We start from the raw sequence: 14,904 nt of genomic DNA, 5'->3' as shown, positions 1-14,904 counted from the left end.
GTTGGTCGGCGTGGCTCTTCCCAATCTGACTCGCGACCAGGCCGCCGAGCGCGCCGTGCTGGTGACCGTCGACAACTACCGCATCGATCTGGACCTGACAACCGGCGACAAGACATTCCGGTCGGTGACGACCGTGACGTTCTCCGCGCTCGCCGGGGCGGACACCTACATCGACATCGCCGCCGACACCATCCGCAGCGCGACCCTCAACGGTCACGCGATCGATGTCTCCGGCTACGACGAATCCACCGGAATCGCCCTGTCCGGACTGGCCGCGCACAACGAACTCGTGGTCGACGCGGACTGCCTGTACTCCAACACCGGTGAGGGTCTGCACCGCTTCGTCGACCCGGTCGACAACGAGGTGTACCTGTACTCGCAGTTCGAGACCGCGGACGCCAAACGCATGTTCGCCTGTTTCGATCAGCCTGATCTGAAGGCGACCTTCGACGTCACCGTCAAGGCTCCGGAGCACTGGCAGGTGATCTCCAATGGGGCAACCGAGTCGGTGAACGACGGCACCCACACCTTCGTGACCACACCGAAGATGAGCACCTACCTGGTCGCGCTGATCGCCGGACCGTACGCCCGCTGGGACGACGTCTACACCGACGAGCACGGCGACATCCCGCTGGGCATCTTCTGCCGGGCCTCGCTGGCCGAATTCATGGACGCCGAGCGGCTGTTCACCGAGACCAAGCAGGGATTCGGCTTCTACCACCGCAACTTCGGCGAACCGTATGCGTTCGGCAAGTACGACCAGCTGTTCGTGCCGGAGTTCAACGCCGGCGCCATGGAGAACGCGGGCGCGGTGACATTCCTGGAGGATTACGTCTTCCGGTCCAAGGTCACCCGCTACAGCTACGAGCGGCGCGCCGAGACCGTACTGCACGAGATGGCGCACATGTGGTTCGGCGACCTGGTCACCATGCAGTGGTGGGATGACCTGTGGCTCAACGAATCCTTCGCGACCTTCGCGTCGGTGCTGTGCCAGGCCGAGGCCACCGAGTACAAGCAGGCCTGGACGACGTTCGCGAACGTGGAGAAGTCCTGGGCCTACCGCCAGGACCAGTTGCCGTCCACCCACCCGGTGGCCGCCGACATCCCGGACCTGCATGCGGTCGAGGTGAACTTCGACGGCATCACCTACGCCAAGGGCGCCAGCGTGCTCAAGCAGCTGGTGGCCTACGTGGGCCTGGAAGCGTTCCTGGCCGGTCTGCGCGACTACTTCCGCGACCACGCATTCGGCAACGCCACCTTCGGGGATCTGCTTGGTGCCCTGGAGAAGTCGTCCGGGCGTGACCTGTCCGGTTGGGGCCAGCAGTGGCTCAAGACCACCGGCCTGAACACCCTGCGCGCCGATTTCGACGTCGACGCCGACGGCAACTTCACCCGGTTCGCGGTGCAGCAGTCCGGCGCCGCGCCGGGTGCCGGCGAAACCCGGGTGCACCGACTCGCGGTGGGCATCTACGACGAGAACGAGTCCGGCAAGCTGGTGCGGGTGCGCCGCGAGGAACTCGACGTGGCCGGGCCCCGCACGGATGTTCCTGAGCTGGTGGGGGTTTCGCGCGGGCAGTTCGTGCTGGTCAACGATGACGACCTGACCTACTGCTCATCGCGGCTGGATGCCCAGTCCCTGCAGACGGTGCTGACCCGGATCGCCGACATCGCCGACCCGCTGCCCCGCACGCTGGCCTGGTCGGCGGCCTGGGAGATGACCCGGGAAGCCGAGATGCGGGCCCGCGACTTCGTCACCCTGGTCATCGGCGGCATCCACGGTGAGACCGAAGTCGGTGTGGCGCAGCGCCTGCTGCTGCAGGCCCAGACCGCGTTGAACTCCTACGCCGACCCCGCCTGGGCCGCCGAGATCGGCTGGCCGGCGTTCGGTGACGCGCTGCTGGACCGGGCCCGCGAGTCGGCGCCCGGGTCGGATCATCAGCTGGCGTTCGTCAACGCGCTGTGCACCTCGGTGCTCTCGCCCAACCACGTCGCGGTGCTCTCGACGCTGCTGGACAACGAACCCGCCGAGGTCAACCTGGCCGGGCTGGTGATCGACACCGATCTGCGCTGGCGGATCGTGACCGCGCTGGCCGCGGCCGGGGTGATCGACGCCGAAGGCAGCGAGCATCCGTTCATCGATGCCGAGGCCGAGCGGGACCCGACGGCCGCCGGTAAGCGCAACGCGGCCGCCGCGGCCGCGGCCCGGCCGCAGGTGACGGTCAAGAACGCGGCCTGGCAGCAGGTGATCGAGGACGACACCCTGGCCAACATCACCACCCGGGCCATCGTGGGTGGATTCAACCAGCCGGGCCAGGCCGCGGTGCTGGCCCGGTTCCGGGACCTGTACTTCGCCTCCATCCCGGGAGTGTGGGAGCGCCGGTCCAGTGAGGTTGCCCAGACCGTGGTGATCGGCCTGTACCCGTCGTGGGACATCAGCCAGGGCGGGCTGGATGCCGCGGACGCGTTCCTGTCCGGCCCGGACGTGCCGCCGGCCCTGCACCGTCTGGTGCTGGAGGGACGCGCCGGGGTGGAGCGCTCGCTGCGGGCCCGCGCCTTCGACGTCAGCTAGGTCCCCGGCGAGCGTGCGTGTCGGCGCCCCGACACGCCGTTTCGGGTGCGCCTTCGCGCACGCTCGCGGGCCATACGCTGTGCCGATGGCCGCCCCCAACAGTCGACGCGCCCGCGCGGCACGCAGGCGCACCCGGCGGGTCAAGGCCGTCGTCAACGACCTCACCGACGATCAGTGGGCCGCACTCAAACTCGCCTGGAACGGCTGTGCCTATTGCGGCGTCACCGACAAGCCCATGCAGCGCGACTGCGTCATGGCGATCTCCCGCGGCGGTCGGTACACCATCGACAACGTGGTGCCCGCCTGCGCGGCCTGCAACGCCAGCAAGTGCAACGACGAGGTCACCGGGTGGCTGCGTCGCAAGCGCCTCGACGAGCGGGCGTTCCTGGAGCGCTACATCGAGATCCGCAAGGCCATGACCGAGCTGAGTTCATAACGCAAGCGGCCCCGGTACCGAGGTGCGATACCGGGGCCGAAAGCTGTCAAACGGTCAGCGCGGGGAAACCGCCGCGGAGGTCACGTTCACGGCGCTCACCAGAGCGTCGATCAGGTTGCCGTCGCGCAGCGATCCGAGCGCGGCGGAGATGCCGAGCGGTGCTGCGGTCTCGATGCCGCGGCCCTTCACATCCTCGCCGTAGACGACCTCGATGGCCTTCTGGTTCGGCGACACCGCCAACAGCACGGCGTTGTTCGGGGTGGGCACCTTGGCCAGGATCTCGCGCGCGGTCGCCGCGGTGTCGGCACCGAGATCGCCGATGTACACCGCGAAGCGGGTCTTCGAGTAGCGCGAGCCGTACTTGAGCGCATCGTCGAGGGCGACCAGATCCTTGACCGAGAACGGGTAGTGCACCGACAGCTCGCCCGGCTCGGTGACTCCCGAGATCCGGCCGCTGCTGGTCAGCGCGTAACCGTACGGCAGCTCCAGGTCGGTAACGGTGGTCGCGACGGCATGGCTACCACTTGCCACTTGCCCCACCTCCCACCGTCACGTGATCGCCATGGCCGCCGTGGCCATGGTCCGCCGGTTCGTCCGCCGCCCACAGGATCGGGTCGTGCGTCCACTCGTCGGAAAGCTTGTATGGCTCAGGGTGCGGTCCCTTGTGGCGGTAGGCCAATGCGGCCAACACCAGAAACACGAGCAGCGGGACCCCACCCATCAGGGAATGGGAAAGTGCTGTGCTCACGAGGCAAACCGTATCGCAGCGCCGATCAGGCGGCTACCTCGCGGGCTCGGTTGCCGCCTGATCCCATACATGGTTCGCTCCGCAAGCGTCGATCACGCCGCGCCCTCACCCAGATATCTGACCCAGGACGGGTCCAGGTCCTTCACCGAGGACAGCAGTCGCCAGTGCTGTCCCTTGGGTGGCATGGGCGCCGATCGCAGCGACCACCCCAGCTCGGCGAGCAGACGATCGGCTTTGCGGTGGTTGCACGCCGAGCAGGCCGCCACACAGTTCTCCCAGGAGTGCTCCCCGCCCCGGCTGCGCGGCACCACATGGTCGACGGTGTCCGCCTTCTGCCCGCAGTACGCGCAGCGGAAGCGGTCACGGTGCATCAGTGCCGCGCGCGTCATCGGGATCCGGGCCCGATAGGGCACTCGGACGAAGGTGCGCAGCCGGATGACCGACGGCACCACGATGGAGCGGGTCGCGGAGTGGATGACCGGCCCGGACGGGTCGTCGTGCACCACGTCGGCCTTGCCGCACATCAGCATGATCACCGCGCGCCGCATCGGCAGCGCGGTCAGCGGTTCGTAGGTGGAGTTCAGCAGCAGCACCCGGCGCCGCCCCCACACGGACGCGTCGTGACCAGGCGTGGGCAGGACCTCGACGCTGTGCAGAGGGCGATTGGGCACATGGGATCCCGCGGGGCCGGGTATGTGTCCGGTCCGTCTGGTATGGCCTTTTTTGCTGTGCGCCATGGAGCCTCCGAGGAGACAGTCCACCACGGATCCCGGAGATGCGCACGATAATTCTTCGTGTGTTCGCAGGTCAGTCCGATGAACGCGAGGTGACCACACCGCCGTGACCGGCGCCGGCGACATATCGGCCACAATGGTGGCGTGACCCAGCCGCAACGCTCGTTCTACGACGAAGTCGGAGGACACGCCACGTTCGCCGCGATCGTGGCGCGGTTCTACGAATTGGTGCGCGAGGACGAGATCCTGCTGCCGCTGTATCCCGAGGACGACATCGACGGCGCCGAGCAGCGGCTGCGTCAGTTCCTGGAGCAGTACTGGGGCGGTCCCCGCACCTATTCCGACCAGCGCGGGCACCCGCGGCTGCGGATGCGGCACTCGCCGTTCCGGATCGGCTTCCTGGAGCGCGACGCCTGGCTGCGCTGCATGCACACCGCGGTGGCCTCGATCGACTCGCAGACCCTCGACGATGCGCACCGGGCGGCGCTGCTGGACTACCTGGAGATGGCCGCCGATTCGATGGTGAACTCGTCCTTCTGATGTCTCCGTGGTGGACGAGGGCCGTGTTCTACCAGGTGTACCCACGCTCGTTCGCCGACAGCAACGGTGACGGGGTCGGTGACCTGGACGGCATCACCGCCCGGCTGGACTACCTCGCCGACCTCGGGGTGCAGGCGCTGTGGCTCAACCCGGTGATGGTGTCCCCGATGGCCGACCACGGCTACGACGTCGCCGACCCCCGCGATGTGGATCCGCTCTTCGGCGACCTCGACGCGCTGGACCGGTTGATCGCCGCCGCGCACGCCCGGGGCATCAAGGTGACCATGGACCTGGTGCCCAACCACACCAGCTCGGCGCACCCGTGGTTCACCGAGGCGTTGGCCGATCCATCCCGGCGGGACCGCTACATCTTCCGCGACGGCGTCGGGGACCGCCCGCCCAACAACTGGCTGTCGGTGTTCGGCGGCCCCGCCTGGACCCGGGTGCCAGACGGGCAGTGGTACCTGCACCTGTTCGACAGCGCCCAGCCCGACCTCAACTGGGACAACCCCGAGGTCTTCGACGACATCGAGAAGACGCTGCGGTTCTGGCTGGACCGCGGCGTGGACGGATTCCGTATCGACGTAGCGCACGGCATGGCCAAGTCCCCCGACCTGCCCGACATGGTGCTCACCGACACCGGCCTGCTGCGCAGCCGTGCCGACGACCCGCGGTTCGACAACGACCACGTGCACGAGATCCACCGGTTCATCCGCCGGGTGCTCGACGACTATCCGGAGGCGGTCACCGTCGGCGAGATCTGGGTGCACGGCAACGAGCAGTTCGCCAAGTACCTGCGCTCCGACGAGCTTCATCTGGGGTTCAGCTTCCGCCTCCTGCAGGCCGAGTTCGACGCCGCGGCGATCCGGGCCGCCATCGACGACGGTCTGGCCGCCGCCGCTCTCGCCGGGGCCGCGCCGACCTGGACGCTGTCCAATCACGATGTGCCGCGGGAGGTCACCCGGTACGGCGGGGGCGCCCGCGGGGTGAGGCGGGCCCGCGCCATGGCGCTGGTGATGCTGGCGCTGCCGGGCTCGGTGTTCATCTACAACGGCTCCGAACTCGGGCTGCCCGACGCCGACCTGCCCGACGAGGTTCTCCAGGACCCGGTGTGGGAGCGCTCCGGGCGCACCGAGCGCGGCCGCGACGGCGCCCGGGTGCCGATGCCGTGGGGTGGGACCGAGCCACCGTTCGGGTTCTCGTCGACGCCGGAGACCTGGTTACCGATCCCTGCCGACTGGGCGCCGTTGACGGTGCAGCGTCAGCTCGGCGACCCGCAATCGGTGCTGGCGCTCTACCGGCGGGCCATCGGATTACGGTCCACCCGAACCGAATTCACCGGCTCTGCGATCGAGTGGATCGGCCCGACGACCTTCCGGCTGCCCGGCGGGTTGATCTGCGCGTTGAACGCCGGGACGAAACCGGTGCCATTGCCGGCCGGCGAACTGCTGTTGGCCAGCGGGCCGCTGGTCGATGGCTTGCTGGCCCCAGATGCAGCGGCCTGGCTGGTGTGAGTGTGACGTTTTTGCGGTCCGCGCGCCGATTTGAGCGCAGAAACGTCACTCTCGGGATGCCGGCTCAGCGCAGCACAAGCGCCGGGTCACCGAGCCGCCGGTACACCGTGCCGAACCGGGCATCGACGCGCAGCCACGCCGGATGCACCCGCACCCGCACGATCTCCTCCGAGGACAGCGCATCCGCGTTCTGCGGCAGGAAGCCCATGGCGGTCAGGGCGAATACGCAGCGCATCGGGATGCCGACGCTGGTCTCCCCCAAGCTGACCGCGAGCACCTCCTGATCCAGCAGGGACGCCGGCGGCCCGTGTGCACTGCTGTGCTCCTTGGCCAGGGCGGTGCCCCGCTCGACGAGCTCCAGGATCGCCCAGGCCGGCACATCGTCGAGATGGGTGAACCCGGTGTCCGGCGGCAGCACCCCGCGCCACGCCGAGTCCATCGCGAATCCCGGCTCGACGTAGCCGGATTCGTCCATCCCCGGCAGAGCGCGGGCGATGGCGTCGGCTCCGGCGGACAGATCCGCCGGGCGCAGCCGGCCGGCCACCACCCGGCTGGCCAGTACATCGAACCCGGTGGCGACCCAGGCGATCACCTGCCCGGCGCCGGGGCGCTCGCGGAACCGGATCACCGCGGCGTCGTCGAGGCGCAGCGCCCGGTCGACGAAGGTGGCCAGATCGTCACGATGGGCGGCATTGTCGAGCCAGAGGCCGCGTTCGGGTGCGCTCACCGGTGCTCTCTGCTCTTCGCGCAAGCGCTCATCGCCGGAACCGCTCCAGGTAAGCCCGGTGATGCGGCAACAGCCGCACCAGCTTCTGCTCGGAGATGTTGAAAGCCGCCAGCTGTGTCTCACCGATGACGGCGGGCCTGGAGTCCGGGTCGGCGTGCACCGAGCGCACCTCGTAACCCAGGTTGAAGTCCACCGCCCGCAGCCGGTTGACCCAGATGGTCACCTGCAGCGGCGAATCCATCAGCCGCAGTTGGCCTTTGTACTTCACGTTCACCTCGGCGATGAGAAGGCCGATGGTGTCGATGTCGTTGACGAACGGTTCGTGCAGGAAGGGCACCCGTGCCTCTTCCAGGATCGTGACCATGGTGGCGTGATTGACGTGCTGGTACATGTCGATATCCGACCAGCGCACCGGCACCGGTGTGGTGAAACGCTCAGCCACTTGTTCCCGTTCCTGTTGTTCGAGTCATACTGCGGATCTGCCGTGCCGCGACCGACAGTGTGGCCAGGTCGCGCTGGCCCTCGGTGTGGATCTCGTGGAGCGTGCGCTGGGCCCGATCGATGCGGGAACTGTTGGTCAGCTCCCACTCCTCGATCTTCTGCTCCCCGGTCTCCTCGGGCTCACCGACAGCCAGCACATCAAAACACAGCGCCCGCAACGACCCGTAGATGTCATCCCGGATCGCCAACCGGGCCAACGAATGCCAGCGGTCATCGCGCTCCAGCTGCGAGATCGCGGTGAGCAGTCCGTCGATGCCCAGGTGGTCCATCAGCGCGAAGTAGGCATCGGCCACCTCCACCGCGTCCCGGTCGACGATATCGGCGATGTCGATCACGTCGAGCAGGCTGTAGCGGTACAGCCCGGTGGCAATGGTGTAGGCCAGTTCCTCGGACACTCCCTGGGCCGCGAACTCACCGGACTCCTTGGCCACGATCGCCTTGTCGTCACCGCGCAACCACTGCGACATCTGCGGCGACAGCCGGTTGACCAGCGCACCGAACCGGTTGATCTCGGCGCCCACCGCCAGCGGCTGGGGCCGGTAGTTGATCAGCCAGCGCCCCGCGCGGTCGATGAGCCGGCGCAGGTCCAGCGTCATCCGGTCGGTCACCGCCACCGGAATCCCGGAGTTGCCTGCGTCTTTGATGGCCTGCCAGATCTCGCTCACCCCGAAGATCGCATCGGTGGCGACGTAGGCGCGCACCGCGTCGACCGGACCGACACCGGTGTCCTCGGTCATCCGGTAGGCGTAGGTGATGCCGCTGGTGTCGACCAGGTCGTTCACCAGCATGGTGGCCACGATCTCCCGACGCAGCTGGTGCGCGCGGATGTCGGGGCCGAACCGGTCGCGCAGTTCCTCCGGGAAGTACTGCGGCAGCCGGGCGGCGAACACCTCCTGATCCGGTAGGTCGGTACGCAGCAGCTCGTCCTTGAGCGCCAGCTTGACGTGCGCCATCAACGTCGCCAATTCCGGTGAACTGAGCCCGATCCCGGCCTCATGGCGGCGGCGGATCTCCTTCTCCGACGGCAGCGCCTCCAGCTCGCGGTTGAGCCCCCGCTCGGCGACGAACTCCCTGATCTGGCGGGCGTGCACCTGCAGCAGGCTGGCCGCGTTGGCCCGGCTGGTGCCCATCAGATCGTTCTGGTCGATGTTGTCGGCCAGCACCAGACGGCCGACCTCGTCGGTCATCGACATCAGCAGCTCGGTGCGTTCGTCGACATCGACCTTGCCCGCGGTCACCAGCGAGTCGATCAGGATCTTGATGTTGACCTCATGGTCCGAGCAGTCCACACCCGCCGAGTTGTCCAACGCGTCGGTGTTGATGCGGCCGCCGGCAAGGTCGAACTCGATCCGCCCGCGCTGCGTCACGCCCAGGTTGCCGCCCTCACCGATCACCTTGGCCCGCACCTGGTTTCCGTTGACGCGGATGGCATCGTTGGCGCGATCGCCGACGTCCGCGTCCGACTCGGTCTCGGCCTTGATGTAGGTGCCGATGCCGCCGTTCCAGAACAGGTCGACCGGGGCCAGCAGCACCGCCCTCATCAACTCGGGCGGTGTCATCTCCTCGACGCCCTCGGGCAGGCCCAGCGCGTGCCGCACCTGTCCGCTGATCGGGATCGACTTCTGCTGCCGGCTGTACACCCCGCCGCCCTCGCTGATCAGAGAGCGGTCGTAATCGGCCCAACTCGATCGTGGCAGCGCGAACATCCGTTCGCGTTCGGCCCAGGAGGTGGCCGCGTCCGGGTTGGGATCCAGGAAGATGTCGCGGTGGTCGAAGGCGGCGATCAGCCGAATGTGCTTGGACAGCAGCATGCCGTTGCCGAACACGTCACCGCTCATGTCGCCGACCCCGGCGACGGTGAAGTCCTCGGACTGGGTGTCCACCCCCATCTCCCGGAAGTGGCGCTTCACCGATTCCCAGGCGCCCCTGGCGGTGATCCCCATGGCCTTGTGGTCATAGCCGATCGACCCGCCCGAGGCGAACGCGTCACCGAGCCAGAAACCGTAGGATTTCGCGACGTCATTGGCGATGTCGGAGAAGGTGGCGGTGCCCTTGTCCGCGGCGACCACCAGGTAGGCGTCGTCCCCGTCACGGCGCACCACGCCCGCCGGCGTCACCACCGCCCCACTGGACTTGTCGACGTTGTCGGTTAGATCCAGCAGGCCGGAGATGAACAACCGGTAGCAGGCCACCCCTTCGGCCCGGGTGGCGTCCCGGTCAGCCGCGGCGTCGCCGGTGGGCAGCGGCGGGGACTTGACCACGAAGCCGCCCTTGGCGCCGACCGGCACGATGACGGCGTTCTTCACTGCCTGGGCCTTGACCAGACCCAGGATCTCGGTGCGGAAGTCCTCCCGGCGGTCGGACCAGCGCAACCCGCCCCGGGCGACGAACCCGAACCGCAGGTGCACACCCTCTACCCGGGGCGAGTACACAAAGATCTCGAATCGCGGCTTGGGCAAGGGAAGTTCGTCGATCAGCCCCGGGTTGAGCTTGAACGCGAGCACGTTCTGGGCGCGCGCGGAATCCGGATCCTCGACGAAGTAGTTGGTGCGCAGGGTGGCCTGGATCAAACTGGCGAACGCGCGCAGCACCCGATCGGTGTCCAGGCTGACCAGGGCGTCGATATCGGCGGCAACGGCAGCCGCGGCGGCTCCCGCGTCCCGGGTGGTGGCGTTGCCGTCGGAATCCAGCGCCGGGTCGAAGAGGGCCTCGAACAGTTCCACCAGCGACCGCGCGGTGCCGGCGTTGTCGTTGAGCACCGTCTCGACATGCGCCTGGCTGTACGGGAAACCGGCTTGGCGCAGGTATTTCGCGTACCCACGCAGGATCGTGACCTGCTGCCAGGTCAGCCCGGCCCGCAGCACCAGTTCGTTGAACCGGTCGATCTCGGCCCGGCCGTGCCAGATGGCGGTCACCGTATCGGCGAACCGGGTGGCCACGTCCTCCATGTCTGCGGCGGGCGTGCTCGGGATGGACTGGTGCGGCGAGACCTTGAACTGGTAGATCCACACCGGCAGCCCGTCGGGACGGGTGACGGTGAAGGGACGCTCCTCGAGCACCACCACACCCATGGACTGCAGCATCGGCAGCAGTTCCGACAGCGACGCCGACCGGCCGCCGAGGTACCAGGTGAGCAGATCCACCCGGTCCGACCCGCCGTCCCGGAAGACGAGTTTGACCGAATTGTCTTGCAGCTGTTCGATGATCGCGATGTCACCGATCGCGTCCTGCGGGGTGAACGCCTGCTTGTAGATCTCCGGGAATGCCGAGGAGTAGTAGTCGGCGTCGGCCGCGCTGAGCGTCTCGGCCTTCGCCGAGCCGATCAGCCGGTCGGCCCAGGTGCGGGCCGCCTCGGTCAGCAGATGCTGGATCCTGACCTCGTTGTCGGCCGAGGTGTCGATATCGGGACGCTGTGTGGTGTCCGGCATCTTGACGGTGAAATGCACCACTGCCCAAGGTGATTCGCTCACCCGGGCGGCGTACTCGATACTCACCCCGCCGAGTTCGCGCACCAGGATCTTCTGCATCTCCAGCCGGACCGCGGTGGTGTAGCGGTCACGCGGCAGGTACACCAGCGCGGACACGAAATGCCCCAACTGGTCGGCCCGCAGGAACAGCAGTGTGCGCCGTAGCGATCCGAGATCGACCACCGCCCTCGCCATTTCCAGCAGGTCCGGGGTGTGCAGGGCGAACAACTCGGAACGCGGGATGGTCTGGATGACATCGAGCATCAGCTGCGCCGGGTGGCTCGGGTCCGAATGCGACTGGGCCAGCGCCTCGTCCACCCGCCGCGAGATCAACGGGATCTCCAGGACATTCGCGTTCATCGCGGCCGCCGTGAACAACCCCACGAACCGGTGCTCGACGGCCTGGTTGGAGGCCGGCCCGGCCGGCTTTTCACGCACCACCACGATGTACGGGTACGCCCCGTAGCGCAGGAAGCTGGGCATGGTGGCCTGCGCCAGCACCAGCAGATCGTCGGCCTCGGTCAACTGCGGCAGCACATCGGTGCGCAGCTTGAGCACCCCCAGACGGCTGGACATGTCCACCGTCGCCTGCCCGTTGTGCACCGCACACCGCTGGTAGCCCATCAGCACGAAATGCCCGTCGCCGAGCCAGTGCAGCAGGGCCGCGACATCGCGCCGGTCCGGGCCCGGGAAGTGCCCCGCGTGATCGGAATCCAGCGCATTGGCCAGCCCGATCAGGGTGGCGTTGAGCGCCGCCGAATCTGCCGCGACCTGCCGGGCGTCAGCGAGCACCGACGGCAGCAGATCGGCCACCTCGGCCACCGCCGCCGAATCGGCGGTCGAGGACAGCCGGACGTGGATCCACATCTCGTCGATGCCGTCGGGGGCATCCGGATCACTGGCCGGTACCAGCGCCAGCAGTTCGCCGTCAGATCCCCGGCGCGCCCGCAGCACCGGGTTCATCACCCACGTGTACGCGACGCCGAAGCGGTGCAGCAGCACCGTCACCGAATCCATCAGCATTGCGCTGTAGTCGGTGACGACCTGGATCGCGGGCCCGAACCCACCGGGATCACCGGCCGGGTGCACCGCCACCAGGGTCTCCCCCGGCGCACGGCGGCGGCCCATCTTGGTGTGCGCCGCCAGCAGATCCGGTGTCACCTTGGTCGCCGCGCCACGTTCGATCGGCGCGGTGACCGCGGTGTCGGCGGCGGGCGCATCACCGTGCGGACCGTGGTGCGTCTCGACGTAGGCGCGGGCGAGTTCCGCGACCGCGTCCTGACTCAGCTGCAACTGCTCGGTGGTTCCGGACACAGGTGCAACTCTAGTGATCCGCGAGCGCCCTTCGTGGGCACTCCCACGTGATCAGTCGCGGGTCAGCTTGCGGTGGGTCACCCGGTGCGGGCGGGCCGCTTCGGCACCGAGGCGCGCGATCTTGTTCTCTTCGTAGGCACCGAAGTTGCCCTCGAACCAGAACCACTTGGCCTCGTGCTCACCGTCGCCCTCCCACGCCAGGATGTGCGTGCAGGTGCGGTCCAGGAACCAGCGGTCGTGAGAGATCACCACGGCACAACCGGGGAACTGTTCCAGCGCGTTCTCCAGTGAGGACAGCGTCTCGACGTCGAGGTCGTTGGTCGGCTCGTCGAGCAGGATCAGATTGCCGCCCTCTTTCAGGGTGAGCGCGAGGTTCAGTCGGTTGCGCTCACCGCCGGAGAGCACCCCGGCCGGCTTCTGCTGGTCCGGGCCCTTGAAGCCGAACGCGGACACGTAGGCGCGCGACGGGATCTCGTTCTGCCCGACCTCGATGTAGTCCAGGCCGTCGGAGACCACCTGCCACACCGTCTTCTTCGGGTCGATGCCGGACCGGCTCTGGTCGACGTAGCTCAGCTTGACCGTCTCGCCGACCTTGACGGTGCCGCTGTCGGGCTGCTCGAGACCGACGATGGTCTTGAACAGCGTCGTCTTACCGACACCGTTGGGTCCGATCACACCGACGATGCCGTTGCGCGGCAGCGTGAAGGACAGGTCCTTGATCAGGGTGCGGCCCTCGAAGCCCTTGTCGAGGTGTTCGACCTCGACCACGACGCTGCCCAGGCGTGGCGGCGTCGGGATCTGGATCTCTTCGAAGTCGAGCTTGCGGGTCTTCTCCGCCTCGGCCGCCATCTCCTCGTAGCGGTCCAGCCGGGCCTTGTTCTTGGCCTGGCGGGCCTTGGCGCCGGACCGGACCCAGGCCAGCTCTTCCTTCAGCCGCTTCTGCAGCTTCTGGTCCTTCTTGCCCTGCACCTCGAGGCGCTCGGCCTTCTTCTCCAGGTAGGTGGAGTAGTTGCCCTCGTACGGGTAGGCGCGGCCGCGGTCGAGCTCGAGGATCCACTCGGCGACGTTGTCCAGGAAGTACCGGTCGTGGGTGACGGCCAGGATGGCGCCCTTGTAGTCGGCCAGATGCTGTTCGAGCCACAGCACGCTCTCGGCGTCCAGGTGGTTGGTGGGCTCGTCGAGCAGCAGCAGGTCCGGCTTGGACAGCAGCAGCTTGCACAGGGCCACGCGGCGCTTCTCACCACCGGACAGGTGGGTGACGGGCTCATCGGGCGGCGGGCAGCGCAGCGCGTCCATCGCCTGCTCCAGCTGGGAGTCGATGTCCCAGGCGTCGGCGGCGTCCAGCTCTTCCTGCAGCTGGCCCATCTCCTCCATGAGCTCGTCGGTGTAGTCGGTGGCCATCAGTTCGGCGACCTCGTTGTACCGGTTGAGCTTCGCCTTGACGGCGACGCCCTCCTCGACGTTCTCCCGGACGGTCTTGGTCTCGTCGAGCTGCGGCTCCTGCATGAGGATGCCGACCGTCGCGCCCGGCTGGAGGAAGGCGTCGCCGTTGTTGGGCTGGTCGATGCCGGCCATGATCTTGAGGACGCTGGACTTACCGGCGCCGTTGGGACCGACCACACCGATCTTGGCGCCCGGCAGGAAGTTCAGCGTGACATCGTCCAGAATGACCTTGTCACCGTGCGCCTTGCGCACCTTCCGCATCGTGTAGATGAATTCGGCCATGCCGTCGTCTTGCCTCTCGTTGCACTGCGCGTCTCGTCGAAACTCGCAGCCCATCCTAGAGACAAGCGGGAATCCCCGTTACGCCGAGATCGGCAGCTCCGAATCCGGTGTGGCTTCCTGGTCGGGTTCGGTGTCCTGACCGCCGTCGGATTCGATCGGGTCGGGCACCCGCTGCGCCCGGTCCAGCTTGGCGCGCACCCGGTTCAGGTCGGGCCCGACGGACGTGGCGCGGACCTCGACGGTGGACCGGTGGTTGCCTTCCTTGTCGTCGTACTCGCTGGTGTAGATCTGCCCGACCACGATCACCGGGTCGCCCTTGAACAGCACCCCGGCCACCCCGTCGGCGACCTTTCCCCAGCAGTTGACGGTGAGGAAGAGCGAGCTGCCGGTCTCCCAGGTGCCCTCCGGGGTGCGTCGGCGGGAGTTGCTGACGACCCGGAACCGGACGAACTCCTGGTCGTTGATGCGGCGCAGTACCGGGTCGGTGACCACGGTGCCGACGATGGAGAACGGGGTTTCGAACATGGCAGTGCCTCTCAGTCGGTTTGTCGGGGCCGGCGGCGGGATCCGGTCGCCGGCCTGTGCACCCATTCACCCGCCGGGTGCCGACAAGACCGCACCGGCACAGC

Annotated in this window: 12 protein-coding genes; 4 read left to right on the top strand and 8 right to left on the bottom strand. The window is 67.8% G+C overall.

From position 1 onward, the window contains the following. Positions 1-10: 10 nt before the first annotated feature. Together pepN and V4U86_RS08535 are read left to right on the top strand one after the other, a co-directional pair. Positions 11-2,569 (top strand): aminopeptidase N, encoded by a 2,559-nt coding sequence (gene pepN / locus V4U86_RS08540; protein ID WP_395310823.1) that lies wholly within the window; start codon positions 11-13, stop codon positions 2,567-2,569. Positions 2,570-2,654: 85 nt separating this feature from the next. Then, complete coding sequence (locus V4U86_RS08535) at positions 2,655-3,005, top strand: HNH endonuclease (protein WP_395310822.1); 351 nt, start codon at positions 2,655-2,657, stop codon at positions 3,003-3,005. Positions 3,006-3,059: 54 nt separating this feature from the next. Here the strand turns inward: V4U86_RS08535 and V4U86_RS08530 are convergent, their stop codons facing one another. The 3 genes from V4U86_RS08530 to V4U86_RS08520 form a co-directional block, all read right to left on the bottom strand. Continuing rightward, a complete protein-coding gene (locus V4U86_RS08530; protein WP_395310821.1) occupies positions 3,060-3,536 on the bottom strand; it encodes a DUF5130 domain-containing protein in 477 nt (158 codons plus the stop codon). Beyond that, the gene (locus V4U86_RS08525; protein WP_395310820.1) at positions 3,523-3,753 is read right to left on the bottom strand and encodes an aa3-type cytochrome oxidase subunit CtaJ; all 231 of its coding nucleotides are present in this window, start codon (positions 3,751-3,753) and stop codon (positions 3,523-3,525) included. The genes V4U86_RS08530 and V4U86_RS08525 overlap by 14 nt, the downstream gene beginning before the upstream one ends. A 92-nt stretch (positions 3,754-3,845) precedes the next feature. Beyond that, positions 3,846-4,490 carry an HNH endonuclease gene (locus tag V4U86_RS08520; protein WP_395310819.1) on the bottom strand — a complete coding sequence of 215 codons (645 nt, stop codon included), beginning with the start codon at positions 4,488-4,490 and terminating at the stop codon, positions 3,846-3,848. Positions 4,491-4,631: 141 nt separating this feature from the next. On the opposite strand from V4U86_RS08520, the gene V4U86_RS08515 reads away from it, so the two are divergent. Together V4U86_RS08515 and V4U86_RS08510 are read left to right on the top strand one after the other, a co-directional pair. Then, positions 4,632-5,027 (top strand): globin, encoded by a 396-nt coding sequence (locus V4U86_RS08515; RefSeq protein ID WP_395310818.1) that lies wholly within the window; start codon positions 4,632-4,634, stop codon positions 5,025-5,027. After that, on the top strand, positions 5,027-6,541 hold the full coding sequence (locus tag V4U86_RS08510; protein WP_395310817.1) for a glycoside hydrolase family 13 protein: 1,515 nt from the start codon (positions 5,027-5,029) through the stop codon (positions 6,539-6,541). Before V4U86_RS08515 ends, V4U86_RS08510 begins: the two co-directional genes overlap by 1 nt. Positions 6,542-6,605: 64 nt before the next feature. On the opposite strand, the gene V4U86_RS08505 is transcribed toward V4U86_RS08510, so the two are convergent. From V4U86_RS08505 to ssb, 5 genes are all read right to left on the bottom strand, one after another. Further along, entirely contained in the window at positions 6,606-7,268 is a 663-nt protein-coding gene (locus tag V4U86_RS08505) for a hypothetical protein (RefSeq protein ID WP_395310816.1), read from the bottom strand. A 28-nt stretch (positions 7,269-7,296) separates the two neighbouring features. Further along, entirely contained in the window at positions 7,297-7,710 is a 414-nt protein-coding gene (locus tag V4U86_RS08500; RefSeq protein ID WP_395310815.1) for an acyl-CoA thioesterase, read from the bottom strand. Beyond that, positions 7,703-12,550, bottom strand: a complete 4,848-nt coding sequence (locus V4U86_RS08495; RefSeq protein ID WP_395310814.1) for an NAD-glutamate dehydrogenase — start codon at positions 12,548-12,550, stop codon at positions 7,703-7,705. The genes V4U86_RS08500 and V4U86_RS08495 overlap by 8 nt, the downstream gene beginning before the upstream one ends. Before the next feature lie 51 nt (positions 12,551-12,601). After that, positions 12,602-14,275: an energy-dependent translational throttle protein EttA gene (ettA, locus tag V4U86_RS08490; RefSeq protein ID WP_395310813.1), complete on the bottom strand. Its 1,674-nt coding sequence runs from the start codon at positions 14,273-14,275 to the stop codon at positions 12,602-12,604. A gap of 78 nt (positions 14,276-14,353) precedes the next feature. Next, the gene (gene ssb / locus V4U86_RS08485; protein ID WP_395310812.1) at positions 14,354-14,800 is read right to left on the bottom strand and encodes a single-stranded DNA-binding protein; all 447 of its coding nucleotides are present in this window, start codon (positions 14,798-14,800) and stop codon (positions 14,354-14,356) included. Positions 14,801-14,904 lie beyond the last annotated feature (104 nt).

Source organism: Mycobacterium sp. AMU20-3851 (genome assembly GCF_043974665.1).
Lineage (GTDB): Bacteria > Actinomycetota > Actinomycetes > Mycobacteriales > Mycobacteriaceae > Mycobacterium.
Note: the sequence above shows the minus strand (reverse complement) of the source record. Positions and strands in the feature narration are given on the sequence as shown.